Raw genomic sequence first — 25,324 nt, 5'->3', positions numbered from 1 at the left:
GTTTCAATGGACAAATTTTCATAATCGTCTTGAAAATCCATCAAGGTTGCTAGACCGAGCCCACGATTATCTCCTTTTGTAGAGTAACCACGCTCAAAAATCTTGTCCAAATCTACCGATTCATTTTTTGTCGAATTTTCAATCATGAAAACAAAATCACCATCTTGGTAGAAATTAGCGACTGAAATTTTGGGAGTTTCAGACTCCAAAGCTGCTTCAATAGCATTGTCGGAAAGGATTGACAAGATGCGGATATAAGAAATCAAGGGAATTTTGGGAGTTCCCATTCTTTCTGAAACTTCCAAACTAATCTCAATGTCTTGACTTTCAGCTTGCAAGAATTTAGCTGACATAAGACTTTTAACACCACTGCCTGTGATATTAGCCAAACGAGTCAAGTTAAATCTGTTATTGTTGACTAATTTCGTTGAATCCGCGGTGATTTCCTCGTAAATTTTCTTGATGTCATCCAGATTCCCTTGGTCAATTCCAACCTTCAAACTCATTAAGACATTAGCGTAGTCATGACGAAAACTGCGAACTTCTTGATATAAACTTTCCACGTGCTTGCTATAATTTTCAAGTGCTGCAAGCTCCATCTCCTGATTGCGAAGCAATTCATTTTTCTGCTCCTGCCCATGACGGAAGTTGAGATAAAAGAGGAAGATAAAGAGAAGAATAAAATAAATAAATGAACCACATTCATGAATTCTTTTAGCCACAACACTATTAAAAGGCGCTACTAATGGTAAAAGATCAAAACCAAAATAATAAAACAACATTAAACAATTAATTACTGTTATAGTTTTAGCCTTTAAGTAATTTTTCAAGGTCTTTCTGACATTTGAAATATCAATATTCAACCATTTGGATAACAAATAATAAAGTATCGGTGGAACAAGTAATACTGAAAGCATCACTACTGACATTGACTGAAATGGTGATATTTTAATGTCTAAAAACTCATACAAAAAATAGCCGTAGATTCTTTGAAGAACGGTAAAAACAATAATCGGATATAAAGCATAAAAAAGATGATACCTAACGTTTAATTTTGGCTTATGCCGATAAGATAAATACATTAAACTAAAAAGTAATGCTATATCTTTTCCAAGAACCATTAACACCTTCGAAAAACGAAGTGCCAATACATTAAAAGTACTTAATCCTAGATGAAAAACAATGATATACATCACCCATTCCATCACACTCAATTTATTCTTGGTGATTTGTTGAAATAGTATTCCAAATATTATTAGACTTAACAAGTTTCCTAAGAAGGCGGCTAGTTCCGGTAAAATGCTCACTTAAATCTCCCTTTTCTCATTTATCATTTACTATCTAAAGATTTTAATCTTAAAAATTGTGACTTTTTTAATTGTATCACGTTGCATTAATATTGGGTATAGTTATTTTTATAAAAAATAAAAAGGCCCTAAAGCCTTTTATTTGTTGTATTAATTGACGTTACCTAGTAGATTCTAATTTCCATTAATTTTCTAAGTTCTTTAAATTTTTCAGATTGTTTTGGAGTAAAGGAAACTTTGCTATGTAAAATGGCATCTGTTAATTCTAAACTCATACGATTCATAAGAAAAGGAAATGAAGTTCCATTTGTTTTAAATTCATTAAGATAATGTGTCAATGTCCTTTTGACATCTACAGCAGAATCGTTCGTTTGTAAGTCTAAAAGTAGCTCCTCAATAATACGAATAGCTTCTTCTCTTCTTTCTTTTCCACCTGAAAACCATTTTAATTTTCCCATTTCATTTTTCCCCCTTTTCAATGAAAAATAACGCCAGTAGCAGCTAGTCCACGCGCAAGATTTCCTTCAAACAATCCATGACTTGAAATCGTCTTATAAAATTCATTGACACTTGGAGACATTTTTTCTTTTTTAGTAATATTTGCCACACCAATCTGACGTAAATCTGAAGCCAAATTTACAACTGCTTTATCAAAATCTCCACCACGCTCCACTGTATTTTTAAACGCAAGCAAAGTTTGACGCTCATCATCTTTGATATCTGTTGACAAAACAAGATTATACACGTCGTTTAATAATTCTTCTTTAACTAATTTACTCATAACTTTCTCCTTTATGGAAATAAGGCATTGACAAGACTTCGACTGAACTCTCGTCCAGATGCATACAGGGTTTCGAAGATGATTGGATAAGCCAATATTAGCAATGCAAAAGCAATAACTACAATTGTTATCTTATATTTTGAAAATAAGCTTTTAAACATCATAAATCTCCCTAAAAACTAGACATAATATCACACGAAAAGGTGACAGATTAATCACTTTCATTATAAAACTTTTTTAGTACCAAAACTGCATAAGTCGTAAATCGTCGTTTTTTCGTCGTAAACGGTAAAAACAAGCCGTCAAAGTCAGTATGTATTTACTAAAATTACTTAAGGCAAAACAAAAAGGACTGGTCTTCTACGCGACACAGTCCCAAATCCTTTGAAAATTAGAACGTCATTTTTTTGAAGTTGGCATGTTTTTTATACGTATGCTCTGACAAAAATGATAATCCTTACTATCTGTTTCAATCGTTAAATTCTGGTATTTTCTAACCATTTGATGAATTGTTGTCAGGCCAATTCCTCGGCCATTGCCTTTACTTGAATAATCTTTTTGATAAATCAAATCGACAGGAACCTGCTCTTCTTTGGTCGTGTTATCCACCATCAACACATAGTCATCATCTTGATAAAAACAAGCAATGGTTATCGCAGAGTGCTCAGCTTCCAAGGCTGCTTCGATGGCGTTATCACACAAAATAGCCAAAAGACGAATGTAATCTAATAGTGGAATATCAGGCACTCCGATTTTTTCCTTAACTTCCAAGTCAACTTCAATATGCTTAGCTTCAGCCTCTAAAAATTTAGCAGATAAAAGACTTTTTATGGCATCATCTTCGATATTTGCCAAGCGACTAATGTTAAATTTACTATTTTGAATAAAATCAGCCGAGTCCTCCAAAACAGAATCGTAGATTTTCTGAATCATTCCGATATCTTTTCGATCAATGCCTTCTCTCAAACTGACCAAAATATTGGCATAATCATGACGAAAAGCGCGCAATTCCTCATACAAAGCTTCAATTTTCTTGCTATAAGCCGACAAATAGTTTAGCTCTTTCTCACGAGCAATAGCAATCTCTTTCTCAAGCTTATTTTGGTAAGAACGGTTCATATAAAATAACATTAAAATAAAGAAAATGAAGTAAATAACTACTAACCATTGTCGATAGATTAAATTATTAACACCACCATAAGCTTCCATACTAACCAAAAATTCAACCATAATATAATAAAAAACCATCGTTATATCTGTAAAAATTAATTTTTTTCGTAGATCTTTTATTTCACTTAATTCAATAAAGGATTGAAAATCTATTTTTGAAAGATTAATTAGCACAAAGTAAAGTAAAACGACAGATGCTTCAACAGTTATATATACTAAATTATTCCCTAAATCCGCATACCCTGAACAAAAAATTGGAAAAATAAAGAAACCTATTAATCTTTTAAAAATACTTTCTATTACCCATGGAAAACTAGCGTAAAATATATGTAAAGATAATGGTAACTCTTTATCTCTCTTATAAGATAAAAACGCTAAGACCAAAAACCTAAAGACAATTGTATAAAAGCAAGTAAAATCAATAGCAAAAAATGATAACGATATCGCTATAATCTCCCATAATTTTAATTTACCCCCTCTAATATTTGAATATATTATCATAATGACAGGATAATAAAATGCCTCAACAAGGTAACCCAATAAACTCACTTTTATCATCCCATCACCTCATTTCTGCCATTAGTTTTTTAGACTTGATTGTACCACAATGTCTTTTATAAAATTCTTGTTTAATATTCATTTCGAGAATAAATATATTCACCACAAATCTCTCCCTACCTCAACTATTCTTTTGATTATCTCAAAAACTAATACTCTCTATTATAAAGGAAATTGTATAAAAAAACACCTTATCATGAACAGTTACTCCTCAATAAGATAAAAAATGGTCATTTCAGGAATATTTTTGAGCCTTTTAGGAAATTCATGCTGTTCTTAAAAAATTTTCTGATAAAATAACATTGACTGGAGGTAAAACAGTTATGACAGAATGGAAAATGTCAGAGTTGGAATCTGTTAAAACTCTAACAGAATCTGACTTGGAGAAGACAGTTGGAGGAAATGGTAATCCTCTACTTACTGGTGTTATTGATTGGTTCAAAGCTATTAATAAACCTAAAAATCAAACGTAACCAAAAAGCATTCGATTTTTCAATCGAATGCCTTTTTAATACGAATAGTTTGGCTGAAATGGTAATTTTCACTATTTGTTTGAACAGAAAGATTGGAATATTTTCGCATCATCTGATGAATCGTTGTAAGACCAATACCTCGTCCATGTCCTTTACTTGAATAATCTTTTTGATAAATCAAATTAACTGGGACACTTTCTTCCTTAGTCGTATTATCTACAATTAGCACATAGTCATCATCTTGATAAAAACACGCAATTGTAATAGCTGGATTTTCTGCTTCAAGCGCTGCTTCAATGGCATTATCACATAAAATAGCAAGCAAGCGAATATAATCTAGTAGCGGAATATCGGGTACTCCAATCTTATCCTTAACCTCTAAATTTACTTCAATATGATTGGCTTCTGCTTCTAAAAATTTAGCTGATAAAAGACTCTTTATAGCATCATCTTTGATATTAGCCAAGCGACCAATGTTAAATTTGCTATTTCGAATAAAATCTGCCGAATCCTCTAGAACAGAATCATAGATTTTTCGAACCAGCCCCATATCATCTTGATCAATTCCCTCTTTTAAGCTGACTAAGATATTAGCATAATCATGACGAAAGGCACGTAACTCCTCGTACAAACCTTCAACTTTCTTGCTGTAAGCTGATAAATATCTTAATTCTTGCTCGCGGGCACTAGCAATCTCTTTTTCAAGTCTATTTTGATAAGAACGGCTCATGTAAATAATCATAAGAATAAAAAATAAAAAATACAGAAATACTAGCCATTCTCGGTATATCAAAGTTGGAATTTTTCTTTTAAACTCTACTGCAGTTAAAGATTCAATCACAACATAGTAAAAAATCATCGTAACATCTGTAAAGACTAACTTTTTACGCAATGATTTAATTTCACTAATCTCAATAAAAGTTTGAAAATTGATTTTTGATATTTTGATAATTAGAAGGTAAACCAATAAAACAGAAAGCTGCACAAAAATAAATAAAATATTATTTTTACTTAGGACAATATAATCTAGCCCAAATATTGGAAGAACAAAAAAACTAATAGTCCTAATAATGATGCTATCAATAACCCACGGGAAACTACCATTAAACATATGCAAAGATAACGGAAAATCTTTTCTACTAAAGTAAGATATTAAAAATAATATTAGGATTCTCCCTATAATGGTAGGAAACGGTGTAATATCAATAACAAAAAATGACAATGATATTGTTATAATTTCTCGTAAGTTTAGTTTTTCTCCTCTTACATTCGCAAAAATTGTCATGATAACAGGATAATAAGTAAGTTGTGAAGCATAAAAAATTAAAATTGCTTTTATCATCCCATCACCTCATTTCTGCCATTAGTTTTTTGACTTTATCTCTTGAGACTTGGCAGTAAGAACCATCTTCAAAGTAAGCTGTTCGGGTACTTTTGTCAAATTCTGTGACATTATTAACATTAATCACAAATGAGCGGTGACATTTCAACAAACGTTTATCTGATTTGGCTACTTCAGCGATTGTGCCATAAAACTCTGTTTGACCTGTTTTGGTATGTAGAATCACGCGATGCACAGTTGGCGATGTTTCAAAATACAAGATATCATCATAAGCTACACGGATTCTAGCTTTGGCTGTTTCAAAAAGATAAGAATTCTCACCAAAATTACTATTTTGATGTTTTAGCGCTTCTTTTAAACACAATTCTAGACGAGTGCCAAATGCTTCATCATTTAAATTTTTATCAATAAAATCAATTGCACCAACTAAAGACTGGTAAGTTAGCAGCATAAATTCAGAATGGGTTGTCACAAAAACAATGATAGCAGTTGGATCTTTTTCACGAATGGCTTTTGCCACATCCAAACCTTGCTTTTCATCATCTTTGATTTCCAAATCAAGAAAGAAAATCTGATGCTCACCTTTTTCAGCTGCTTTCACAATAATATCCTTGGATGCCGCAAAGGCTTCTAAGCGCTGATATTCCCAATGATTTTTTTCCATAATCATCTCAATCTGACGTTCAATTCGAAATTGTTGCGTGATATTATCCTCAAGGATAAAAATATCTAACATAAACCTCTCCCTACCTAAACTATTCTTTTGATTATTTAAAGACTATCCCTTTCTATTATAAAAGAAATTCGGTGAAAAAAACACCTATGTCGTAAACAGTTAATTTTTCGTCGTAAACGGCGTTTAGAACTAAAAAAGCTGACAGAATAAACTATCAGCTTCACCTATCATAATAGTAATACCTAATAAATTACTTCAATTAAATTGTTATCAGTTGATATCCCTATTTTCATAATAGATCAACATCAAAACAAGTAAGCAAACTATTGACAACGGAGTAGTAGTACCTTCTTTTTGAGTTAAAGAATAAAAAATCAAAAAACAAATATAAGTAGACGTTTTTCTACTCTTCTTGATACTAAAGCCATCAACAGCAATTATTGCCAAAATAACACAATATAAAATAACAAAAATAGAATAACACATAAAAACTAATTTACTTTATTAATATCATACAATATAAACATTGTGAAAAAAACGAGAACTCCTTTTACTAACAAACCATCCATCGATAATACTGCCTTCACTCCCAATGCTAAAAACAGTATATTTTTTAGAACAGTTCTCCAATTTGTCATGTTTTCTTTCCAATTTTACTTTTTATTTGTCGTTACAACTGACAATTCTTAGTTTAGCATAAATTTTAATTGATAACCGTTAATGTCATAAACGGTTAAAATTCAGTCGCGAACGGTAAATAAGATAAAAAAATCTGGCATTTTAAAACATGGGAATCACTACTAACAAACTTAGAAGAGTAGATATTTTTTCTTAACTCTTTTAAATTATTCTCCTGCAATAGCTGCTGGAATTTTTCCAGTAAAAAGATAATCATAAAGTTCTTGACCAGAAATTCCCCCACCAACCCAGACACTCACGATTTGACCATTTTGTAAGCGAATAATAGTCGGCGTTCCAGGGATGCCAACTGTTCTAAACAGAAAATTCGCTGCTGCCTCATCAAAATCCTGACTATCAGTATTGTAATATTCTAAACGATTATTCATAAGAGTGTTGAAATCTTTTAACTCTTGTGAAAACTGGCGACAATAATAGCAAGTTGGTCTACCAAAATAAATCACGTGCTCTTTGCCATCTTCTGTAAACATAGAGTAAACATCAGTCATTAGAACTTGGTTAAATTCAGCAACATTTTCTTCATATTGAGGAATAGTGACTTCAGCTTCTTCTGCCTCAGCTGACGTTTCTAAATTAGTCGCACTTGTTTGAGTCTCTTGAACATCACTTGCCTGATCAGCTGAATTTTCCACAGTATTATCCACAACTTCTGTCACTTCAGTTGCAGGCACAAGCTCATCATCAGCAAAAACAGAAACGGTAGCCATTGATAAAACCGCTGCCGATAACAAAATTGTTGCTTTCAAAACACTCTTTTTCATAAAATCTCCCTTCAAAACAAAAGCTGATAGTTTGATCTATCAGCTGTGAAAACAATAACTCTAAAATTGACTATCATTTTTTAAATAAAATCTGTATAAATAATAAACAAATAGTCCCGCAAAAATTAATTTACAAGTTGTTGAATTCCAAAAGCTCTTACCGTATACAAAATAATCAATTAGCATCATGACAATTCCAATAAGTACCAACACAAGCATACTAATTAAAATATTTTTGTAAATATCAGACTTCATAGAATTAACCTCTTTTAGCTCCTTCGTACCCATTATAGAATCCCCAAGTAAATATTGCCACTCCAGCACAACCTAAGGGACCAGCACCTGCGACTCCAATCATACAAGCTCCAGCAACAAGAACAGGATCAATACCACCACCAGATATCTCACATAAATCAACTTCATTTAAATTTTTAAATGAAGAACCTTCATAAATAACACCTTTTTCCATTTTTATCCTCCCAATAATATACTATCCAAACTTATTAAAGCTACTTTGAATGTGTCACATAATAGGCTGTTCTACCAGCAGCTTCGCCAAATGAATAAATTGCCCAAGCAGCGCCTAACACAATACCAACAACCTCTACACTCCCACCTTCAACGTTTGAAAGTTCTGCTGATGTCATTACATCAAATTGTTCAAAAGTTTTTGTATTCATTTGAATACCTCCCAATATTTTTTGTCATCACGATTGACAAATTTTATCAGAATATTCCATCTTCTTTTGTCCAAGTCGTAATTTGTTGCTTTTAGGTCATAAATGGTAAAACTCTTTTGATTGATTAAGTATTAATCAACACTAAACAAAACATTCTATAAGATTCAATAACTTTTAAAATCATTATTTTTATTTATACTTTAAATTTAGAATACTATAAAATAAAGGAATTGATGGATTAAACCTTCAATTCCTTCAATACTAGTTCAATTGATGTTATTTTTATAACCTATTGAATTAGGATAAAAGAGTAGTAAAATACTATCAACAAGCATAAGAAACATGCCTAAGACATTTTCTCTTTGGAAGAAAGTAATTATTACAACCAATAAACTTAAGCCAGTTGCACAAGAAATTATGATTATTTGTTGCCTGTGCCATTTATAGTCAATACTATTTTTTTTGAGAAAATAGTGTGCCAATAAATCAATAATAAAACTCAAAAAAACAAATAATATCATAGCACTAAAAATCTGTACTTTCTCTCTACTGATCATACTTAGAGAAATAAACCATAATACATCTGTGGTTAGAGTTAATATAATGACTAATATATTACCAAATTTTAATAGTTTTTCATTCATATTTTTTATTTTAATGTGGGAATACCACACCTAAAGCTGCACCTACACCTGCGCAAGCTAACATTGCACCAGGCTGGATAGCCACACCTGTTTGCATACAAACTGGAACTCCTTGGGCGGCTCCAGCCGCCGCTGATAAGAATACTTCACCCGCACGCTGGTTACCACCAATAATTCGTTCTAATTCTTTAGTCTCTAAATCTTTCATTTTAATTCCTCCTCATATATAAAACTTATCAGCTATAATGTGCAATTAGATAACCAGAAGCAAATGCCTTAGCACCCACATACGCACAAGCTCCTGTAAAAGGAGCAAACGCTACACTAGCTGAGCAAACTCCTGCACCTACTACACCTCCTGCAATAGCAACACCAGCAGTATTAATAACCACATTCCCGCCTTCCACAGTAGAAAGTGCTTCATCTGTCATTACATCAAATTGTTCCAAATTTTTCATTTGTTTTCTCCATTTTCCTTTTTTATTTGTCGTTGCAACTGACGATTTTAGTTTAACACAGAATTTTAGTTATAAACGTAAATGTCGTAAATAGTCATTTTTTCGTCGTAAACAGTAAATTCCTCAAGAAATTTATACCATTCGCGACTGAATTTAAACCGTTTACGACTTTACCATTTTTATCATGATTTTTATGGCATAATTACAGTTTGATATAAGTAAAGACAGGAATTAACTAGATTTTTCATAAGTTCATCACGTCTTTGAAAAAGTGGTCAGGACATTAGCATGACTTTTATTAAGTGCTTCATATTTCTTAATTAGAGGTAATCTTGGCCTTTCAAGACTGTTTTTTGACCTTTTATGATATAGGTGGTCACAAGCTAATATTTTGTGGCATAATAATTCTTGACTTTAATTAGAAGGAATGGGTTTATGAGGAGATATAAATACGTTAGTCAGATTGATATGCGAGATTGTGGGGTAGCTGCTCTAGCATCCGTTGCTAAGCACTATGGCTCACATTTCTCGCTTGCTCACTTGAGAGAATTGGCTAAGACAAGCAAAGAAGGAACAACCGCTCTTGGTATTGTCGAAGCGGCAAAGAAAATTGGTTTTGAAACACGCGCCATTCAGGCCAACATGGAACTTTTTGAGATGACAGATATTCCTTATCCTTGCATTGTCCATGTCAATAAAGAAGGCAAGTTACAACACTACTATGTAGTCTACAAAGCAAAAAAAGATTATCTAATCATCGGTGATCCTGACTCAAGTGTGGGAGTCACAAAAATGACTAAAGCAGATTTTGCCAAAGAGTGGACAGGGGTAGCTATTTTCTTAGCACCAGCTCCAACTTATAAGCCGCATAAAGATAAGAAAAATGGCTTAACAAGCTTTTTACCAATTATCTTTAAACAAAAGGCCTTATTGACTTATATCATTCTTGCTAGTTTGCTAGTGACCTTGATTAATATTGTTGGTTCTTATTATCTACAAGGAATCTTAGATGATTATATTCCTAACCAACTGCAATCGACCCTTGGTATTGTCTCTATTGGCTTAGTAGTGACTTACATCATGCAGCAGATTATGAGTTTTTCGCAACAGTATTTACTCGTCGTTCTAAGCCAACGATTAACTATTGATGTGATTTTGTCTTACGTTCGTCATATTTTTGAATTGCCGATGTCCTTTTTTGCGACTAGACGAACTGGTGAAGTGTTTTCACGCTTTACCGATGCTAATTCTATTATCGATGCCTTAGCATCTACTATTTTGTCCCTCTTTTTAGACGTCAGTATTCTGATAATTGTGGGAAGTGTTTTGGTGTTACAAAATGCTAAACTCTTTTTCATTACGCTATTTACATTACCCATCTACGCCGTTATTATCTTTGCTTTTATGAAACCTTTTGAGCGAATGAATCATGATGTCATGCAAGCTAACTCTATGGTCAGCTCTGCTATTATTGAAGACATCAATGGGATTGAAACTATCAAATCACTCACTAGCGAAGAGGTGCGTTATCGTAATATTGACAGCGAATTTGTCGGGTATTTAGATAAAAGTTTTACGCTTAGCAAGTATGAAGCTGTGCAAGCATCCCTAAAAAAAGGGGCGCAGCTGATTTTAAATGTGGCCATTCTCTGGTACGGGTCACATCTCGTCATGGCAGGGAAGATTTCTGTTGGGCAATTAATTACCTATAACACTCTCTTGTCTTATTTCACCACACCAATGGAAAACATTATCAATTTGCAGACTAAATTGCAGTCAGCTAAAGTTGCTAATAAGCGTCTTAACGAGGTTTATCTGGTATCTTCAGAATTTGATGACAATCAAGTTATTGACAATCAAGATTTTCTTAAAGGTGACCTCGTTTTTGAGAATGTTTCTTATAAATATGGTTTTGGCCGTGACACATTGAGTCACATCAACTTAAACATCTCAGAAGGCGAAAAAATTAGCCTAGTCGGTATCAGTGGTTCTGGGAAAACAACCCTGGCTAAAATGATGGTTAATTTTTACAGTCCAAATCAAGGACAAATCACCTTGGGAGGCTATGACTATAAAACTATTGATAAAAAAGTTCTTCGTCAACACATCAACTACCTTCCACAACAATCTTATGTCTTTTCTGGAAGTATCCTTGATAATCTCACTTTAGGTGCTTCTGATGCGATTACTCAAGAAGACATTATCAAAGCCTGTGAAATCGCTGAGATTCGTGCTGACATTGAAACTATGCCAATGGCTTACCACACTGAGTTATCAGATGGGGCTGGTTTATCTGGTGGTCAAAAACAACGATTAGCTATTGCCAGAGCACTTCTGACTAAGTCACCCGTCTTAATCCTAGATGAAGCAACAAGTGGTCTTGATGTTTTAACCGAAAAACGTGTTATCCACAACTTGTTATCTTTAAAAGATAAAACCATCATCTTTGTGGCCCATCGTTTAAGCATTGCTGAACAAACTGACCGAGTTTTGGTACTTGATAAAGGAAAAATCGTTGAGAAAGGACCTCACGATGAACTCATGCAAAATCAAGGCTTTTATGCCAAATTATTTCAAAAATAAGGAGGAATCATGAACCCTAAATTATTTCAATCGGCTGAATTCTATCACAGACGTTACCATAATTTCGCAACACTCTTGATCCTTCCTATGACTGGTTTCTTAGTTTTTCTCATTCTTTTCTCTTTGATAGGAAAAAAAGAAATTACAGTGACATCTGTTGGTAGTCTTCGACCAACAAAAATCATCGATGTTGTACAATCTACTAGCAATAACACCGTGCTGGTTAACCATCTTGCTGAAAATAAAAGCGTCAAAAAAGGTGATTTACTGATTCAGTACTCTGATAAGCTAGAAGATAGTCAAATGAAAGCTATCCAAACTCAAATTGAACGTGATGAACGTCAACAAAACGCCTTAAATACACTAAAAGACAGCCTTAATCAAGGCAAAAATCTTTTTACAGGTGATGATGAATTTGGCTGCGCTGCTACGATTGACCGTTTCCTTAGCCAAAGCCAAACCATCAAGTCACAAACTGATCAAGCTAATAATGCCGTAGCCAAACAAGAAGCCGGCGTCAATCAAGCCAACGCCGCGATTAACAAACAAATTGCCGAGTTACAAAACCAAGCCAATCAGTATCAAGAAGTTAAGGATGCCATTCAAAACAATCAAACCAGTGTTTCTGGTAGCAATCCTTATAGCTCTACTCTCAACAGCTATTTAAGTCAAATTAAAGCTCTTCCTAGCAATGCAACTGCAAGTAGCAAGGAAAGTCTTCAAAATCAATTTTTAGCTGATATTCAAGGGCAGATTGATAGCATTAACTCATCAATTTCTAGTTTACAAACACAAGCAGCTTCAAATTATTCAACAGCTAGTTATGATACCAGCGCTAGCAGTCAAATTGAAAGCTTACGCCAGCAAGAATTGACCCAAGCTGAAACACAATTAGCCCAAGTTACTCAAGAAAAAGAAACCTTACAAGCACAGCTAGATCAAACCAATCTTTCAAAATCTGATACGACCTTAACAGCCAAACAAAGTGGTATTTTACACATTTCTGATGAATTTGAAGGAAAAACTCTTCTTCCTCAAGGTAGCCAAATTGCAGAAATTTACCCCGATATTGTTAAAACCAAAAAGGTTGCTATTTCATACTATGTCGATTCGACACATGTTAGTCAACTGAAAAAATGCCAAAGCGTACGTCTTACCCTTGAAAAAATTAGTAACCACGCCATCGTTGTTAAAGGAAAAATTAATAAAATTGCTAGCTCTGCCACACAGACTAAAAATGGTAATTTCTTTAAAATCACAGCAACAGCAACCGTAACTGAAAAAGACAGCTCTAAACTAAAATATGGATTGCAGGGCAAAACCATCAGTGTTATCGGTAAAAAATCTTTCTTTAACTATTACAAAGATAAACTCTTAAAAGATTTTCAATAAGAATAACCAGCCAAATTGGCTGGTTTTATTTTTTTCTTGGTTTGAATACTTTAACCAAAACTAAAACTAAATAAAGAAGATAAATTCCTATATAGACAAGTTTTTCCGATAAATCGTTAGATTCTAGTATAAAATTTTTTATCCAAATCACTGAAACAGCACTTACTGCTACTAGCCAGCTAAATTTTTGCTGCGAGTTTTTCATAAAATCCTCCCATTGTCCTTAATTTTCTTTTTTAAGTGTAAAAAGAAAAGGGAAGCAAGACTTTTACCTTACTTTCCTCTAGTATCATTTAAAATGATATATTTTCAAAGATAGACTTCTCCCAAAAATTATCATTAGTAGCACCTAAAACGGAAAATGCTCTATGATAAATCCCACTTCGTCATTGTAAATCTCCTGGAAATGACGTGTCATTGTGACTGACATATTTAATTGTAGCAGAAATTTTGCGAAATGACCGTCTATGTCGTAAACGGTCGTTTTTTCGTCGTAAACGGTAATTTTTTCATGATTTTTACTACCTTTCAAAGAAAATAAAGGCAATCAGATGCCAGCTAAGATAAATATTCCACGCCATGTGAACAAGAATTGATGGATAGATTGACCGTGTTTTTCTAAAAAGAATCGCTAAAATTAAACCAAGAAAAGCATAGTTTTTAAATACCTCTAAACTCAAACCATAAGAAGATAGATGAGCTACTGAGAACATTACAGCAGATAGTAAGCAATCTAAGTAAAATTTTGATTTCTCAAAAAAGCTAGTCATCAAAACACCACGATAAACTAACTCTTCTAGGATTGGTCCGATAATAAAGGGTTGTAATGCGACCAAAAACGCCAATGGGAATCACGGAAAAATAATAAATCATTTTTTATATCTCCACCAACAAATAAAAGTTTATTGAAGTAGGTGTATATCACCCCAAAAGCAAGCAAAATTAATAAATAGTCTAAAGGTTTTAGCGATGTCATTTGAAATATTTCTGGTCTTCTTCGTCTTAGGTATATCACCAGTACGATAATAAATAGGATGGTAAAAATATTAAGAAGAGGGTAATGATATTCCGTTAATGGTAAATCAAATCGCTCTAAAATAGTAAACATTACAAACTTTAATCCAAATAGATGATAATAGATAAAAAATATTGCCAATAGTTTTGGAGCAAGTGAGTTCTTTACTTTTTCTATCATAAATACTCCTTTTTTTAAAACGGAAGGAGTCATGTAAGATAGCTTAACTTCTCTTATCAATAGTCATTTGTCAGATTCTTCTAGATAGTTATTATTTCAAAATAGTCGAATATCGATGATTGGAACTATCCTCCACCAAGAATAATCAGGTTTTAATTTACCGCCGCCTCCAGCGAAGACTTGATTTCCGCCCTCAACACACGCAAGCTCTTCAGTTGTCATTGTGTTAAATTGTTCAATCGTTTTTGTGTTCATTGAATACCTCCCAATAATTTTTTGTCATCGCGATTGATAAGTTTTATTTTATCAGAATATTTCATCTTTTTTTGCCCAAGTCGTAATTTGTTGTTTTTAGGTCGTAAATGGTAATTTTTTTCATATTTTCATGATTTTTTGACCGTTTGCGACCTTTTTTTAACTGTTTACGACTTAAGCGTTTATAAGTACTTGTTTTATGGCATAATGGTAGCATCAATTTTTTCAAGGGAGTTTCAGGAGATTAAACATGAGTTTTATTATATTTTATAAACTAATGATGTCACAGCCTTGGCATGACTTTTCAACAGTAGTAGCAAGTTTAACTCATCATCTATTTTAAGCATAAAAAAAGCAACTCTTTCGAGTTGTTTTTTTATTATAAACCGACTTCTTTCAATGCGTCAGCTAATTTTGCAAAGTCTGCAATTGATAAAGCTTCACCACGAATTGATGGTTTAATATCTGCGATTTCAAGAGCTTTTTCAAGTTTAGCTTTTGTTTCTTCTGCTTTTCCGAAGTGGCTTGTCAAGTTGTTCCAAAGGGTTTTACGACGGTGAACAAAACTGATTTTAGCAATGCGGAAGAAAAAATCTTCGTCTTTAACTTGAACAAGTGGTTGTTCACGACGTGTCATTTTTAAGATGGCTGAATCAACGTTAGGCGCTGGCACAAAGACTGTACGTGGCACGATGAAAGCAACTTTTGCTGTCATGTAGTATTGCACCGCAATTGAAAGTGAACCGTAAGCTTTGGTATTTGGTTCTGCTGAGATACGGTCCGCCACTTCTTTTTGCATCATCACGACAAATTCTGCAAATGGAATTTTTGATTCAATCAAGTGCATCAAGATTGGTGTTGTGATGTAGTAAGGAAGGTTTGCTACGACCTTGATTGGAAGGTCTGGGTTAGCAAATTCTTTGATACGGCTTTGAAGGTCTGATTTCAAGATATCTTCATTGATGACTTTGACATTGTCAAAATCGCGAAGCGTATCAGCCAAAATCGGAATCAAACGGTCGTCAATTTCAAACGCCATAACTTCAGCAGCATTTTCAGCTAAAAATTCTGTCAAAGCACCGATACCAGGACCAATTTCGATAACGTTGACATTCTTATCAATCTCAGCAGTATCCACAATTTTTTGTAGAATGTTAGTATCTGTTAAAAAGTTCTGTCCAAATGATTTTTTAAAAGTAAATCCATGACGCTCAAGGACAGCACGCGTCACACTGTAATCTGCAATTCTCATAATTTAGTTAATATCCTTATCCACAAGTTATCCCCAGAATAAGGTTTTGTCATTCCTTTCGTTTCTATCAATGCAAGTTATTATTGTATCACATCTGGCTCAATCGCAAAATACTGCGACGTTTTCGCATGGTTGCTGTGATATGTAACTGTTTTTCAAGGTAATTGGTATTCAGTCGCTTTTTCTTTGCTTCTCTTGGTAAATAGAGATAGAGGCATTCACTTCCTGCTCGCAAGATTTCATCACCAAAGTCAGTTTCTAACAGGTCAGCTAACTTATCCTGCGAAAACTGGTCATTTGTAAAAACAAGGTGAACACGTGAGTCATCGTAGCTTTCATCAAAGGGACTTTCAGCAAGAGCCGTCGTAAACTGGGCTTGCGTTTTGAGGATAACCGATAAATCCGCACCGATTTTTGCCTGAATCGTGTCATGAATCAATGCACAAATGTCATCGTCAGACAAGGTTGTCTCAAAAACGATATTGCCACTTTGAATATATGTCTTAACATTTTCAAGACCTGCTTCTGTTAAAATCTCTGCCAGATAAGCCATTTTAGGAATACGATTCTGCCCAACTGGCGTAACTCCCCGTAAAAGCGCAACTTTTTTCATCCCTCATATCTCTCCATAGCTTCTTCTACTTCGGCTAAAGTGATGCCAAAGAGTTCTAAGCGTTTAAGGAGTTGTTTGCCGTTGCTGTAGCCAATACGGAGTTCTTCTCCGAGGTATTCACGGCGTTTGCGGCTATCGCCACCCATTAACAGCCCCATGCGCATCAAATCAGCTTTTGTGATGTCAAATTGGTTGTCATCATCAAAGTTTCCTAAAACACCTTTGAGAGCTTTTTGTAAGTCTTCAAAGCTAGCGTGTTCAACACCAAGTGAGCGGCCTTTACTTTTTGATTTTGGAACGGCTTCACCACGATTTAAAAAGGCATGTTTGACGTTTGGAATAGCATTCATGATGATTTTACGAATGCGTTCGCCATTGTAATCAGGGTCAGTAAAGACGATAACACCACGAAGATTATTTAATTTTTCGATGCGTTCAAGGTCGTCATCGTTGATAGCTGAACCGCGTGTTTCGTAAGTGTCCACGTCGTAAAAGCGACGCAAATTTGCAGTATCGTCTTTCCCTTCAACGACTAAGACTTCTTGGATTTTAATTTTTTCAGTCACAGTTAAATAACCTCTTTGCATTGTCTGATGTTGCTTTTGCCACTTCTTCGCTTGTTAATCCACGAAGTTCAGCAATTTTATCTACAACATAGCGAGTATAGGCGGTGCGGTTTTCACGACCACGTTTTGGAACTGGGGCAAGATAAGGCGCATCCGTTTCAACTAGAATCTTATCAAGCGGTAATTTTTGCGCAGCTTCTTGAACATCAAGAGCTTTTTTAAATGTGACAACACCTGAAAATGAAATCATCATGCCAAGCTCGATAAAACGCTCTGCCATTTCCAAAGAGCCTGAAAATGAATGGATAATACCACCGCGTGGCCCTACACCGACTTCTTTAATCACTTTGTAAGTATCTTCCATAGCGTCGCGTGTGTGGACAATAAATGGCAAATTGTGGTCTTTTGAAAGTTGAATCTGGCGTTTAAAAACTTCGATTTGAACCTCTTTAGGGTCTTCCATCCAGTAGTAATCAAGGCCAATCTCACCTAGACCAATCACTTTTGGGTGTGAGAGATTTGAGACAATCATGTCCTCGATTTCTTGATTATAAGAACCTGCTTCTGTCGGGTGCCAACCAATTGTGGCGTAAATTTCTGGGTATTCTTCAGCTAACTCAATAGCGCGTTTAATAGTTGGTGCATCAAATCCAACAACATTATGTCGAGTGACGCCCATTTCTTTTGCAAGTGCCAATTCTTCTGCTTCACGCCCAGCAAAATCATCAGCATTCAAATGCGTGTGTGTATCAAATATTTCCATGGTTTTATTATAACACAGACCGCAAGAGACACCAAAGCAAGTGCCAGGAAAATCAGGGAAAGTTAGATATAATATTCAACAAAAATATCCTTATGCAACCGTTTGCTTTATGACGATAATTCTTTATAATAAAGGTATATTCAACAAAAGAGGAAATCTTGGTTATGCTATCTTACTTGTGGAAATTAAAAAAAGAAAATCTCATTTTACTTATTGTTATTGTGTTTTGGGTTGCAACTAATGTTATGAGTTCACTGTCTTTAACATGGATGCTTGATGCCTTAATAAAAAGCAATTGGAACCAATTTATTTTTTGGTCTTGCATTGATATTCTTTGTTGGGCTGGCTACAGTCTCCTACAAATTTGGAAAGATAGTCTGAAAGAAAAACTCTGCCAAAAAGAAGTGAATTTCATACGAGATGATTTACTAAATTCCTTAATTGTTAACACTTATTCTGGTAATAACCATCACACCAAATCTGAATACAACTCATGGTTGATTAATGATATGAATCTTTTAAAAGATAATGGATTCAAACAATTTTATGATGCTATTGAAAGTATTGTAACAGTCGCTTTAAATGCTTTTGCCATTATCTATTTCCACTGGTTATTACTCATCGTCAGTATTATAATGACAACCTTCGTTTATTTTATTCCTAAAGTTTTTGAGGGAAAAATCGCTCTAAGAACCGAAGAAGTATCCAATACCTCTAATCAAGCATTAAATAGAACAAGTGATTACCTAGAGGGCTTTGAAATCTTCTATCACAATAATCAAACCGACTTTTTTAAAAATCGTATTTTAACTGATTTTAGTAAACTTATCAAAGCTAAAGTCACGCTAACTAGAGAATCAAGTAGCGCTAATTCCCTTTCCATGATGTCAAGTATTATCGCACAAGTTATAATCTTCATCGCAACAGGTTATTTAGTTATCAAGGGTGAAATCACTACGGGGGTTATCTTTTCAATTGCTAATCTAACCAGCTGCCTATTTAATTACACTAGAGGAGCTGCATACAATATCGTCACATATAAAGCAACTACTAAACTAATTGATAAATACCCTAAAACAATTTCAACCAAAAGAACTATTAGTCTAACAGATTTTAACCAAAACATCACTTGTCATCGGTTAAGTCTCCGTTTCGATAATGGAAAACAAATTACCTTTCCCGACTTTACAATTTCAAAAGGCGAAAAAGTTGCCCTTATTGGCAGCTCAGGTGCAGGGAAGTCAACACTCATTCGTATTTTAACTGGAGAATTAACAGATTATGACGGTGACATTTATTTAGATAGCCATAACTATCAAGAAATATCACTAGAAAGTTTACAAAATATTTTTGCTTTAATTCCGCAGAAAGCTCATCTTTTTAAAGATACATTACGTACTAACCTCACGCTTGGTCGTTCTGTGGATAAGAAATTTTTTAAAGAGGTTTTAACTTTTGCACATGTGGATAAGTTTATCGGCAAAGGCTTAGATACTACTTTCCAAGATGATTTATCTGGAGGTCAAGCTGCCAGAATTGCTATTGCTAGAGAATTACTCGGTAATAAGCCAATTGTCATTATGGACGAAGCGGTATCTAATCTTGATAAGCTAACTGCTATTGATATTGAAAGAAAGCTACTACAAACAAACGAACTCACTGTCATCATGATTACTCACCACTTATACGATGAAAATAGAGCTTTATTTGACCAAATTATAAATCTCTGAACGTTCTTAGCTATCCCCTTTTTATCATTCGCTTTTTGTGTAACGAAAATACTATTTTACTTATTATAAAAAATAAGATATAATAATATCCTAACGTTTATAAAGTTAATTGGTTTAACATTCGTAAAAAGGAGAAAACATGTCAACCAAAAATCGTTACCTCATCGCAAGCTGCGGTGTTATCTTGCATTTAATGTTGGGATCTACTTATGCTTGGAGTGTTTATCGTAATCCTATTATCGCTGAAACTGGCTGGAACCAATCTTCGATTGCTTTTACCTTCTCACTTGCGATTTTCTGTCTTGGCATGTCTGCTGCCTTTATGGGACAAGTTGTTGAGAAATTTGGTCCTAGGATGACTGGAACCATCTCAGCTATCTTGTACGCATCTGGAAATATCTTAACTGGAGTAGCACTTGCTAATCATAGTCTTTTATTACTTTATCTAGGCTATGGTGTTCTTGGCGGTATTGGCCTTGGTACTGGCTACGTGACACCAGTCTCAATGATTATCAAATGGTTCCCTGATAAACGTGGACTGGCAACTGGATTGGCAATTATGGGATTTGGCTTTGCCTCTCTTCTAACAAGTCCAGTCGCACATTTCTTAATCACACACTATGGCATCATCAACACTTTCTATCTCTTAGGTTTTACATATTTTGTGGTTATGTTTATTGTCTCACAATTTCTCAAATTTCCTGCTTGCAGCAAAGATGATACTGATGAATTAAGCCAAGGTATCGGTGCTAAAAAGGCTCTTAAAACCGTAGAATTCTATCTTCTTTGGCTTATTCTTTTCATCAATATTTCGTGTGGTTTAGCCTTAATCTCTGTTGTCTCACCGATGGCACAAGATTTAGCTGGCATGTCTGCTAACCAAGCTGCTATCATCGTTGGGCTTATGGGAATTTTCAATGGCTTTGGCAGATTGCTCTGGGCTAGTTTATCAGACTACATCGGACGTCCCTTAACTTTCTTGATTTTATTTGTCGTTAATATCCTCATGACGGTATCTCTCATCTTCTTCCATGCTCCAGCATTATTTACTTTTGCTATGGCTGTTCTCATGACCTGCTATGGCGCTGGTTTTTCACTGATTCCACCTTATCTGAGCGATATTTTTGGTGCCAAGGAACTAGCAACCATGCATGGTTATATTTTGACCGCTTGGGCAATGGCTGCGCTAGCTGGTCCTATGCTATTAGCTGTAACCTTCTCAGCAACCCAATCATACACGACAACTCTTATTCTCTTCATTGTCCTATACCTTGTTGCCTTAGCTATTATGCTCTGGTTGAAACAACAAAAGACAGATAAATACCTTAACTAACCAAATAACCCCCTAGCCTATTTTTAGGCTAAGGGGTTCTGTTTTGTCTAGTTTTTTTCAGAGTTGATAAAAATTTTAAAAGTTATCCAAACACATTTTTAAGGAGTAAAGATTGTTGAATCAATGTAAGAATTGGATTAAGATTCCACCTAGAATGAGGACAATAGCCCCACCTAGTCGATTCGCCATCTGAGCAAAGGCAATCATTTCCATGCGGTTTGCGGCTGAAAGCACAGCAATATTTCCGGTACCACCCATAGAATTATTAATCATACCAGCACCAATAGCTGTTTCAACTGGATACATACCTAAAACCTTACCAAAAATCCAGCTAGCAAGTCCCATTGAAACAACAGATGTTAAACTGATAAGAACGAATTGCCATGTCATAGCTTGCGCAAGTGATGTTAGATCAATCATTGCAAGTCCAATTCCAGCTAAAACAGCATGCGTTAAATTCACCATAATCACACGGTTAAACATGACTACAGCTTCTTCTAATGGTTTTGGAACGATATCAAGTGCTTTGAGGATAAACACAATGATAATCATAAAGGCATAGCTGTGCACTTTTGGAACAAAAGCATTCAAAATGACACCAATAAGGAAAAGAGCAAACGCAATCAACATTCCAACACCGATTTTAGTTGGGTCAGGTGTTACTGGTGCTTTTTCCAACTCATCCTTGCTAACAGGGATAAGTACACCATGTCCATTAAATTTTGTATTAGCAAATCCACGCGCCAACACAATAGCACCAATAATAGCAAAAATATTTCCTAATGTAGTTGCTGGTGCTAATTGTGACAAGATTGATGAAGCATCTGTGTGAAGACCAGCAGCATAAATTTTAGATAAAGGAACAATCCCTGCTCCCATACCACCTGCCATTTGCGCAAAGGAGATATACATGACAGAGTGCCCGAAGCCCTGACCAAGAAGAGCTCCGACAACACCGGTCGCAAAAAATCCAACGACCATTGATAAAAGTGCAACTGGAATAAAACGTGCAGATGCTTTCACCAAGAGCTTACGATTCATTCCCAAAATTGAACCGCAGATAAGAGCAGCGATGTAAAAATCTAGAAAGCCCCAATCACTCATAAAGGCTGAGGTAGCTGCTACAACTGTCTTCGGGATAAGGCCAGTTGTAGCTAGCACTGCAGCTAAAAGAAGGGTAAATACAGAGCCACCACCAAGATAGGTATTCCAAAATGGTAATCTTTCACCAAGGAAGTAAAAGAGGTGCCCTAAAACAACTAACATAAAGGTAATTCCCACCATGTTCAGTGGCAATTTACCCATAGCAATAACAGCAGCTAAGACGATAACCAGAGCCGTATAAAGGGGCAATGAAATACCCGCGATTTTAACGTCAGAGAATTTTTTCATACGAATGGTTATCCTCCTTCATTAATATTTTGGATACCATTTAAGGTCACGAACAGCTTTAGCCATATCTTTTTCTTCAGCTTGAGCTAAACCTTGTTCTTGAGCTTTTTTGGCAACAGCTTCCGCAACTTTGATAGAAACTTCAGCAACGTATTGGAATGGTGGAAGAACAGGTGCACCTGGTTGACCTGGATCTACAAGACCGCTAAGTGAGTGAGCAGCCGCACCAATCATTTCGTCTGTAAGAAGTGAAGCTTCAGATGCCAACATACCAAGACCAAGACCTGGGTAGATTAAAGCGTTGTTAGCTTGTCCGATTTGGTAATCAACACCTTTGTAGCTTACTGTACCTGAAGGCACACCAGTAGCAACGAAGGCTTTACCGTCTGACCATTCGATAACTTGCTCAGCAGTTGCTTCTAATTTCTTAGTTGGGTTTGAAATTGGGAAGATAACTGGACGTTCAGTGTTTTCACACATTGCTTCAACAACTTCTTTAGTGAAGGCACCAGCATCAGTTGATGTACCAACCAAGATTGTTGGTTTAACTGTTTTAATAATGTTAAGAAGGCTAGTCATATCACCGCAGTCAGCGAAGTCTTCACGTTTTTTAGCAAATGGTTTTTGAGCAGGTGTCAAATCTTCCATGTCATCGAAAAGAAGACCTTGTTTGTCAATCATGAAGAAGTGTTTGTAAGCTTCTTCTGGAGTCAAACCTTCTGAAACCATTTCAGCGTGAACGCGGTCAGCAATACCAGCACCAGCAGAACCACCACCGTAGCATAGATAAACTTGGTCAGTTAGTTTTTCACCAGTGATGTCCATAGCACCGAAGATACCACCAAGAACTACGATACCAGTACCTTGGATGTCATCGTTAAATGTTGGAATTTCTTTTTTGTATTTGTTAAGAATGTTAGCAGCATTTGAACGACCGAAATCTTCCCAGTGAAGGTACAATTTAGGGAACATGTTTTCAGCTGTTTGAACAAATTTTTCGATGAATTCATAGTATTGGTCACCTGTAACACGTTCGTGACGGTTACCAAGGTACATTGGGTTTTCCAAAAGTTCTTTACGGTTTGTACCAGCATCGATAACAAGTGGCATAACTGACGCAGGATCAATACCAGCTGCAGCTGTGTAGATCATCAATTTACCAACAGAGATATCCACACCTTGTACACCCCAGTCACCGATACCAAGGATACCTTCAGCATCTGTTACAACGATCAAACGGATATCGCGGTCGCCAGCAGCATTACGCAATGTTTCTTCGATGTTTTCTGGGTGGTTGATATCAAGGTATGCAGCGTATTGTGGATCAACGTACAATTCACTGTATTCTTCGATTGTTTCGGCGATAACTGGATCATATACGATTGGATTGAATTCAACGATGTGTTGGTTGAATAGGTAGTAGAAAAGTGTACGGTTAGTGTTAAAGATTTCCATCAAGAAATGACGTTTTTCAAGATTTGATGGTTTACGCAAGAAATGTTGGTAAGCTTGTTCAGCTTGTTCTTCGATTGTTTGAACGTAAGGTGGCAAAATACCAAGCAATCCATGTTCTTTACGTTCTTCCATGGTAAAGGCAGTACCTTTATTTAAAAACGGGTTATTTAGAATTTCATGTCCACGCATGATTTTTCCTCCTGATAGTATATTAAATATGTAGAAAGATCTTATGCGGGTCATTATAAACTTCCAAACTTCTTATAGTCAAACCCAGCAGTTTTAATAAAAATTATTTATAAGTAGAATCCCAAAGAATATGATAAAATAAGTCAAGGAGGTAGGCATGAATTTACGTGATTTAGAGTATTTTTACCAGTTAGCCAAATCAAAATCCTATACTGGAACAGCGCAGCATTTCAAGGTCAGCCAACCCACTATTTCTTACGCTATCAAGCGCTTAGAAAAAGAGTTGGACTGTGACTTAGTCATTAAAGATCCTTCGCACCGTACTGCCGAATTAACCTTACAAGGTGATATTTTTCAAAGTCACGTGGAGGATGTCTTACTACAAATCAAAACAGCAGTTAATGAGGTTCATCAATCACTTAACCCTATGATGACAGTTGGTTTTCCGCCCATTATCTGTAATTATATTTTGACTGAATTGCTGGAACAAAATGAAAACTTGGAACCTTTTTCACAGGTAAAAGCCATTCGTGGTGGTTCAAATAGCCTCATGATGAAATTGCTCGATGGGCAAATCGATTTTAGTCTGCTTGGCTCACTAACCCCCATCAAAAATGATCAACTGATTATCCGACAACTCTTCAAAAAAGATTTTTATGTTGTTCTTTCTAAAAATCACCCATTAGCAAATCAAAAAGAATTATCATTTCAAGATATTCTCTTTGAAAAATTCATTCTGCTAGATGAACACAATATCCACTTAACAGCCTTCAACCAGTTGAATCATCGCTATCACGACCAAGCATCTGTCCTATTCAAAATCGATGATGTATCAGTTATCAAACAAATGGTTACTGAAAACATGGGCATCTCACTTCTATCAGATATTGCTTTAGCCAGTGATTCTGACCAGCTCGTCAAAATCCCATTAGCAAAAGAGGATAGCATCACATTCTACGTCAGTTATGCTCATTCAAAACATGCTGTTTTGTCGGAAGAAACTGAAAAACTGATTGAGTTAATTGAAAAAGTGTCATAGTGAATAAAACAAAAAACT

At 35.1% G+C, this 25,324-nt stretch carries 28 protein-coding genes; 6 read left to right on the top strand and 22 right to left on the bottom strand.

Going from position 1 to position 25,324, the window contains the following annotated elements; translation table 11 throughout:
• The 5 genes from BLP98_RS06290 to BLP98_RS06270 form a co-directional block, all read right to left on the bottom strand.
• On the bottom strand, positions 1-929 hold a 929-nt coding region (locus BLP98_RS06290), incomplete at its 3' end, for a sensor histidine kinase (protein ID WP_074482434.1).
• 542 nt (positions 930-1,471) lie between these two features.
• Positions 1,472-1,765 carry a bacteriocin immunity protein gene (locus tag BLP98_RS06285; protein WP_074482433.1) on the bottom strand — a complete coding sequence of 98 codons (294 nt, stop codon included), beginning with the start codon at positions 1,763-1,765 and terminating at the stop codon, positions 1,472-1,474.
• 17 nt (positions 1,766-1,782) lie between these two features.
• A complete protein-coding gene (locus BLP98_RS06280; RefSeq protein WP_074482432.1) occupies positions 1,783-2,088 on the bottom strand; it encodes a bacteriocin immunity family protein in 306 nt (101 codons plus the stop codon).
• A gap of 11 nt (positions 2,089-2,099) precedes the next feature.
• Positions 2,100-2,252: a bacteriocin gene (locus BLP98_RS06275; protein WP_234792806.1), complete on the bottom strand. Its 153-nt coding sequence runs from the start codon at positions 2,250-2,252 to the stop codon at positions 2,100-2,102.
• 235 nt (positions 2,253-2,487) lie between these two features.
• Positions 2,488-3,816, bottom strand: a complete 1,329-nt coding sequence (locus BLP98_RS06270) for a sensor histidine kinase (RefSeq protein WP_074482430.1) — start codon at positions 3,814-3,816, stop codon at positions 2,488-2,490.
• A gap of 323 nt (positions 3,817-4,139) precedes the next feature.
• Between BLP98_RS06270 and BLP98_RS09415 the strand changes: the two genes are divergently transcribed.
• Positions 4,140-4,289, top strand: a complete 150-nt coding sequence (locus tag BLP98_RS09415; protein ID WP_159427431.1) for a hypothetical protein — start codon at positions 4,140-4,142, stop codon at positions 4,287-4,289.
• Between the two features lie 19 nt (positions 4,290-4,308).
• Here the strand turns inward: BLP98_RS09415 and BLP98_RS06265 are convergent, their stop codons facing one another.
• The 7 genes from BLP98_RS06265 to BLP98_RS06220 all read right to left on the bottom strand — a co-directional run bounded on the left by BLP98_RS06265 (position 4,309) and on the right by BLP98_RS06220 (position 9,549).
• Entirely contained in the window at positions 4,309-5,631 is a 1,323-nt protein-coding gene (locus BLP98_RS06265) for a sensor histidine kinase (RefSeq protein WP_074482429.1), read from the bottom strand.
• Between the two features lie 4 nt (positions 5,632-5,635).
• Entirely contained in the window at positions 5,636-6,367 is a 732-nt protein-coding gene (locus tag BLP98_RS06260; protein ID WP_074482428.1) for a response regulator transcription factor, read from the bottom strand.
• Between the two features lie 785 nt (positions 6,368-7,152).
• Positions 7,153-7,767, bottom strand: coding sequence for a thioredoxin family protein (locus BLP98_RS06250; RefSeq protein ID WP_074482426.1), 615 nt, complete (start codon positions 7,765-7,767; stop codon positions 7,153-7,155).
• A 259-nt stretch (positions 7,768-8,026) separates the two neighbouring features.
• Positions 8,027-8,236, bottom strand: a complete 210-nt coding sequence (locus BLP98_RS06240) for a hypothetical protein (protein ID WP_074482424.1) — start codon at positions 8,234-8,236, stop codon at positions 8,027-8,029.
• Between the two features lie 40 nt (positions 8,237-8,276).
• Positions 8,277-8,447, bottom strand: a complete 171-nt coding sequence (locus tag BLP98_RS09630) for a Blp family class II bacteriocin (RefSeq protein WP_074482423.1) — start codon at positions 8,445-8,447, stop codon at positions 8,277-8,279.
• 654 nt (positions 8,448-9,101) lie between these two features.
• Complete coding sequence (locus BLP98_RS06225; protein ID WP_074482421.1) at positions 9,102-9,299, bottom strand: Blp family class II bacteriocin; 198 nt, start codon at positions 9,297-9,299, stop codon at positions 9,102-9,104.
• A gap of 28 nt (positions 9,300-9,327) precedes the next feature.
• A complete protein-coding gene (locus BLP98_RS06220; protein ID WP_074482420.1) occupies positions 9,328-9,549 on the bottom strand; it encodes a bacteriocin class II family protein in 222 nt (73 codons plus the stop codon).
• A gap of 435 nt (positions 9,550-9,984) precedes the next feature.
• Between BLP98_RS06220 and BLP98_RS06215 the strand changes: the two genes are divergently transcribed.
• Both BLP98_RS06215 and BLP98_RS06210 read left to right on the top strand, forming a co-directional pair.
• Positions 9,985-12,132 (top strand): peptide cleavage/export ABC transporter, encoded by a 2,148-nt coding sequence (locus BLP98_RS06215; protein ID WP_074482419.1) that lies wholly within the window; start codon positions 9,985-9,987, stop codon positions 12,130-12,132.
• A gap of 9 nt (positions 12,133-12,141) precedes the next feature.
• Positions 12,142-13,524: a bacteriocin secretion accessory protein gene (locus BLP98_RS06210; RefSeq protein ID WP_074482418.1), complete on the top strand. Its 1,383-nt coding sequence runs from the start codon at positions 12,142-12,144 to the stop codon at positions 13,522-13,524.
• 25 nt (positions 13,525-13,549) lie between these two features.
• Here the strand turns inward: BLP98_RS06210 and BLP98_RS06205 are convergent, their stop codons facing one another.
• The 8 genes from BLP98_RS06205 to BLP98_RS06175 form a co-directional block, all read right to left on the bottom strand.
• A complete protein-coding gene (locus BLP98_RS06205) occupies positions 13,550-13,729 on the bottom strand; it encodes a hypothetical protein (protein ID WP_074482417.1) in 180 nt (59 codons plus the stop codon).
• Positions 13,730-14,045: 316 nt separating this feature from the next.
• Positions 14,046-14,360 carry a CPBP family intramembrane glutamic endopeptidase gene (locus BLP98_RS09580; protein ID WP_234792805.1) on the bottom strand — a complete coding sequence of 105 codons (315 nt, stop codon included), beginning with the start codon at positions 14,358-14,360 and terminating at the stop codon, positions 14,046-14,048.
• Positions 14,321-14,719: a hypothetical protein gene (locus BLP98_RS09575; RefSeq protein ID WP_234792804.1), complete on the bottom strand. Its 399-nt coding sequence runs from the start codon at positions 14,717-14,719 to the stop codon at positions 14,321-14,323. Before BLP98_RS09575 ends, BLP98_RS09580 begins: the two co-directional genes overlap by 40 nt.
• A gap of 96 nt (positions 14,720-14,815) precedes the next feature.
• A complete protein-coding gene (locus BLP98_RS09320; RefSeq protein WP_081341169.1) occupies positions 14,816-14,974 on the bottom strand; it encodes a bacteriocin class II family protein in 159 nt (52 codons plus the stop codon).
• 379 nt (positions 14,975-15,353) lie between these two features.
• Positions 15,354-16,226, bottom strand: a complete 873-nt coding sequence (gene rsmA, locus BLP98_RS06190; RefSeq protein ID WP_074482416.1) for a 16S rRNA (adenine(1518)-N(6)/adenine(1519)-N(6))-dimethyltransferase RsmA — start codon at positions 16,224-16,226, stop codon at positions 15,354-15,356.
• 88 nt (positions 16,227-16,314) lie between these two features.
• A complete protein-coding gene (locus BLP98_RS06185; RefSeq protein WP_074482415.1) occupies positions 16,315-16,839 on the bottom strand; it encodes a DUF1697 domain-containing protein in 525 nt (174 codons plus the stop codon).
• The gene (gene rnmV, locus BLP98_RS06180) at positions 16,836-17,405 is read right to left on the bottom strand and encodes a ribonuclease M5 (RefSeq protein ID WP_074482447.1); all 570 of its coding nucleotides are present in this window, start codon (positions 17,403-17,405) and stop codon (positions 16,836-16,838) included. Before rnmV ends, BLP98_RS06185 begins: the two co-directional genes overlap by 4 nt.
• Positions 17,398-18,168: a TatD family hydrolase gene (locus BLP98_RS06175; RefSeq protein WP_074482414.1), complete on the bottom strand. Its 771-nt coding sequence runs from the start codon at positions 18,166-18,168 to the stop codon at positions 17,398-17,400. Before BLP98_RS06175 ends, rnmV begins: the two co-directional genes overlap by 8 nt.
• A 164-nt stretch (positions 18,169-18,332) precedes the next feature.
• Here BLP98_RS06175 and BLP98_RS06170 point away from each other — a divergent pair, with 164 nt between their 5' ends.
• Positions 18,333-19,898, top strand: coding sequence for an ATP-binding cassette domain-containing protein (locus BLP98_RS06170; protein ID WP_200795914.1), 1,566 nt, complete (start codon positions 18,333-18,335; stop codon positions 19,896-19,898).
• A gap of 139 nt (positions 19,899-20,037) precedes the next feature.
• Positions 20,038-21,231, top strand: coding sequence for an L-lactate MFS transporter (locus tag BLP98_RS06165; RefSeq protein WP_074482412.1), 1,194 nt, complete (start codon positions 20,038-20,040; stop codon positions 21,229-21,231).
• 120 nt (positions 21,232-21,351) lie between these two features.
• Here the strand turns inward: BLP98_RS06165 and BLP98_RS06160 are convergent, their stop codons facing one another.
• Both BLP98_RS06160 and BLP98_RS06155 read right to left on the bottom strand, forming a co-directional pair.
• Positions 21,352-22,623 (bottom strand): 2-hydroxycarboxylate transporter family protein, encoded by a 1,272-nt coding sequence (locus BLP98_RS06160; RefSeq protein WP_074482411.1) that lies wholly within the window; start codon positions 22,621-22,623, stop codon positions 21,352-21,354.
• A 21-nt stretch (positions 22,624-22,644) separates the two neighbouring features.
• Positions 22,645-24,267 carry a malolactic enzyme gene (locus BLP98_RS06155; RefSeq protein ID WP_074482410.1) on the bottom strand — a complete coding sequence of 541 codons (1,623 nt, stop codon included), beginning with the start codon at positions 24,265-24,267 and terminating at the stop codon, positions 22,645-22,647.
• 157 nt (positions 24,268-24,424) lie between these two features.
• On the opposite strand from BLP98_RS06155, the gene BLP98_RS06150 reads away from it, so the two are divergent.
• Complete coding sequence (locus BLP98_RS06150; protein WP_074482409.1) at positions 24,425-25,306, top strand: LysR family transcriptional regulator; 882 nt, start codon at positions 24,425-24,427, stop codon at positions 25,304-25,306.
• Positions 25,307-25,324 lie beyond the last annotated feature (18 nt).

This window comes from Streptococcus equinus, from assembly GCF_900104225.1.
In the GTDB taxonomy this organism is placed as follows: domain Bacteria; phylum Bacillota; class Bacilli; order Lactobacillales; family Streptococcaceae; genus Streptococcus; species Streptococcus equinus_D.
The sequence above is the reverse complement of the archived record's forward strand: the minus strand, read 5'-3'. Positions and strand labels throughout refer to the sequence as shown.

Bases quoted from the DNA above. Each gene is read 5' to 3' on its own strand.
- BLP98_RS06285 (WP_074482433.1), bottom strand. From the start codon at position 1,765: ATGGGAAAATTAAAATGGTTTTCAGGTGGAAAAGAAAGAAGAGAAGAA.
- BLP98_RS06280 (WP_074482432.1), bottom strand. From the start codon at position 2,088: ATGAGTAAATTAGTTAAAGAAGAATTATTAAACGACGTGTATAATCTT.
- BLP98_RS06275 (WP_234792806.1), bottom strand. From the start codon at position 2,252: ATGATGTTTAAAAGCTTATTTTCAAAATATAAGATAACAATTGTAGTT.
- BLP98_RS06270 (WP_074482430.1), bottom strand. From the start codon at position 3,816: ATGATAAAAGTGAGTTTATTGGGTTACCTTGTTGAGGCATTTTATTAT.
- BLP98_RS09415 (WP_159427431.1), top strand. From the start codon at position 4,140: ATGACAGAATGGAAAATGTCAGAGTTGGAATCTGTTAAAACTCTAACA.
- BLP98_RS06265 (WP_074482429.1), bottom strand. From the start codon at position 5,631: ATGATAAAAGCAATTTTAATTTTTTATGCTTCACAACTTACTTATTAT.
- BLP98_RS06260 (WP_074482428.1), bottom strand. From the start codon at position 6,367: ATGTTAGATATTTTTATCCTTGAGGATAATATCACGCAACAATTTCGA.
- BLP98_RS06250 (WP_074482426.1), bottom strand. From the start codon at position 7,767: ATGAAAAAGAGTGTTTTGAAAGCAACAATTTTGTTATCGGCAGCGGTT.
- BLP98_RS06240 (WP_074482424.1), bottom strand. From the start codon at position 8,236: ATGGAAAAAGGTGTTATTTATGAAGGTTCTTCATTTAAAAATTTAAAT.
- BLP98_RS09630 (WP_074482423.1), bottom strand. From the start codon at position 8,447: ATGAATACAAAAACTTTTGAACAATTTGATGTAATGACATCAGCAGAA.
- BLP98_RS06225 (WP_074482421.1), bottom strand. From the start codon at position 9,299: ATGAAAGATTTAGAGACTAAAGAATTAGAACGAATTATTGGTGGTAAC.
- BLP98_RS06220 (WP_074482420.1), bottom strand. From the start codon at position 9,549: ATGAAAAATTTGGAACAATTTGATGTAATGACAGATGAAGCACTTTCT.
- BLP98_RS06215 (WP_074482419.1), top strand. From the start codon at position 9,985: ATGAGGAGATATAAATACGTTAGTCAGATTGATATGCGAGATTGTGGG.
- BLP98_RS06210 (WP_074482418.1), top strand. From the start codon at position 12,142: ATGAACCCTAAATTATTTCAATCGGCTGAATTCTATCACAGACGTTAC.
- BLP98_RS06205 (WP_074482417.1), bottom strand. From the start codon at position 13,729: ATGAAAAACTCGCAGCAAAAATTTAGCTGGCTAGTAGCAGTAAGTGCT.
- BLP98_RS09575 (WP_234792804.1), bottom strand. From the start codon at position 14,719: ATGATAGAAAAAGTAAAGAACTCACTTGCTCCAAAACTATTGGCAATA.
- BLP98_RS09320 (WP_081341169.1), bottom strand. From the start codon at position 14,974: ATGAACACAAAAACGATTGAACAATTTAACACAATGACAACTGAAGAG.
- rsmA (WP_074482416.1), bottom strand. From the start codon at position 16,226: ATGAGAATTGCAGATTACAGTGTGACGCGTGCTGTCCTTGAGCGTCAT.
- BLP98_RS06185 (WP_074482415.1), bottom strand. From the start codon at position 16,839: ATGAAAAAAGTTGCGCTTTTACGGGGAGTTACGCCAGTTGGGCAGAAT.
- BLP98_RS06175 (WP_074482414.1), bottom strand. From the start codon at position 18,168: ATGGAAATATTTGATACACACACGCATTTGAATGCTGATGATTTTGCT.
- BLP98_RS06170 (WP_200795914.1), top strand. From the start codon at position 18,333: ATGCTATCTTACTTGTGGAAATTAAAAAAAGAAAATCTCATTTTACTT.
- BLP98_RS06165 (WP_074482412.1), top strand. From the start codon at position 20,038: ATGTCAACCAAAAATCGTTACCTCATCGCAAGCTGCGGTGTTATCTTG.
- BLP98_RS06160 (WP_074482411.1), bottom strand. From the start codon at position 22,623: ATGAAAAAATTCTCTGACGTTAAAATCGCGGGTATTTCATTGCCCCTT.
- BLP98_RS06155 (WP_074482410.1), bottom strand. From the start codon at position 24,267: ATGCGTGGACATGAAATTCTAAATAACCCGTTTTTAAATAAAGGTACT.
- BLP98_RS06150 (WP_074482409.1), top strand. From the start codon at position 24,425: ATGAATTTACGTGATTTAGAGTATTTTTACCAGTTAGCCAAATCAAAA.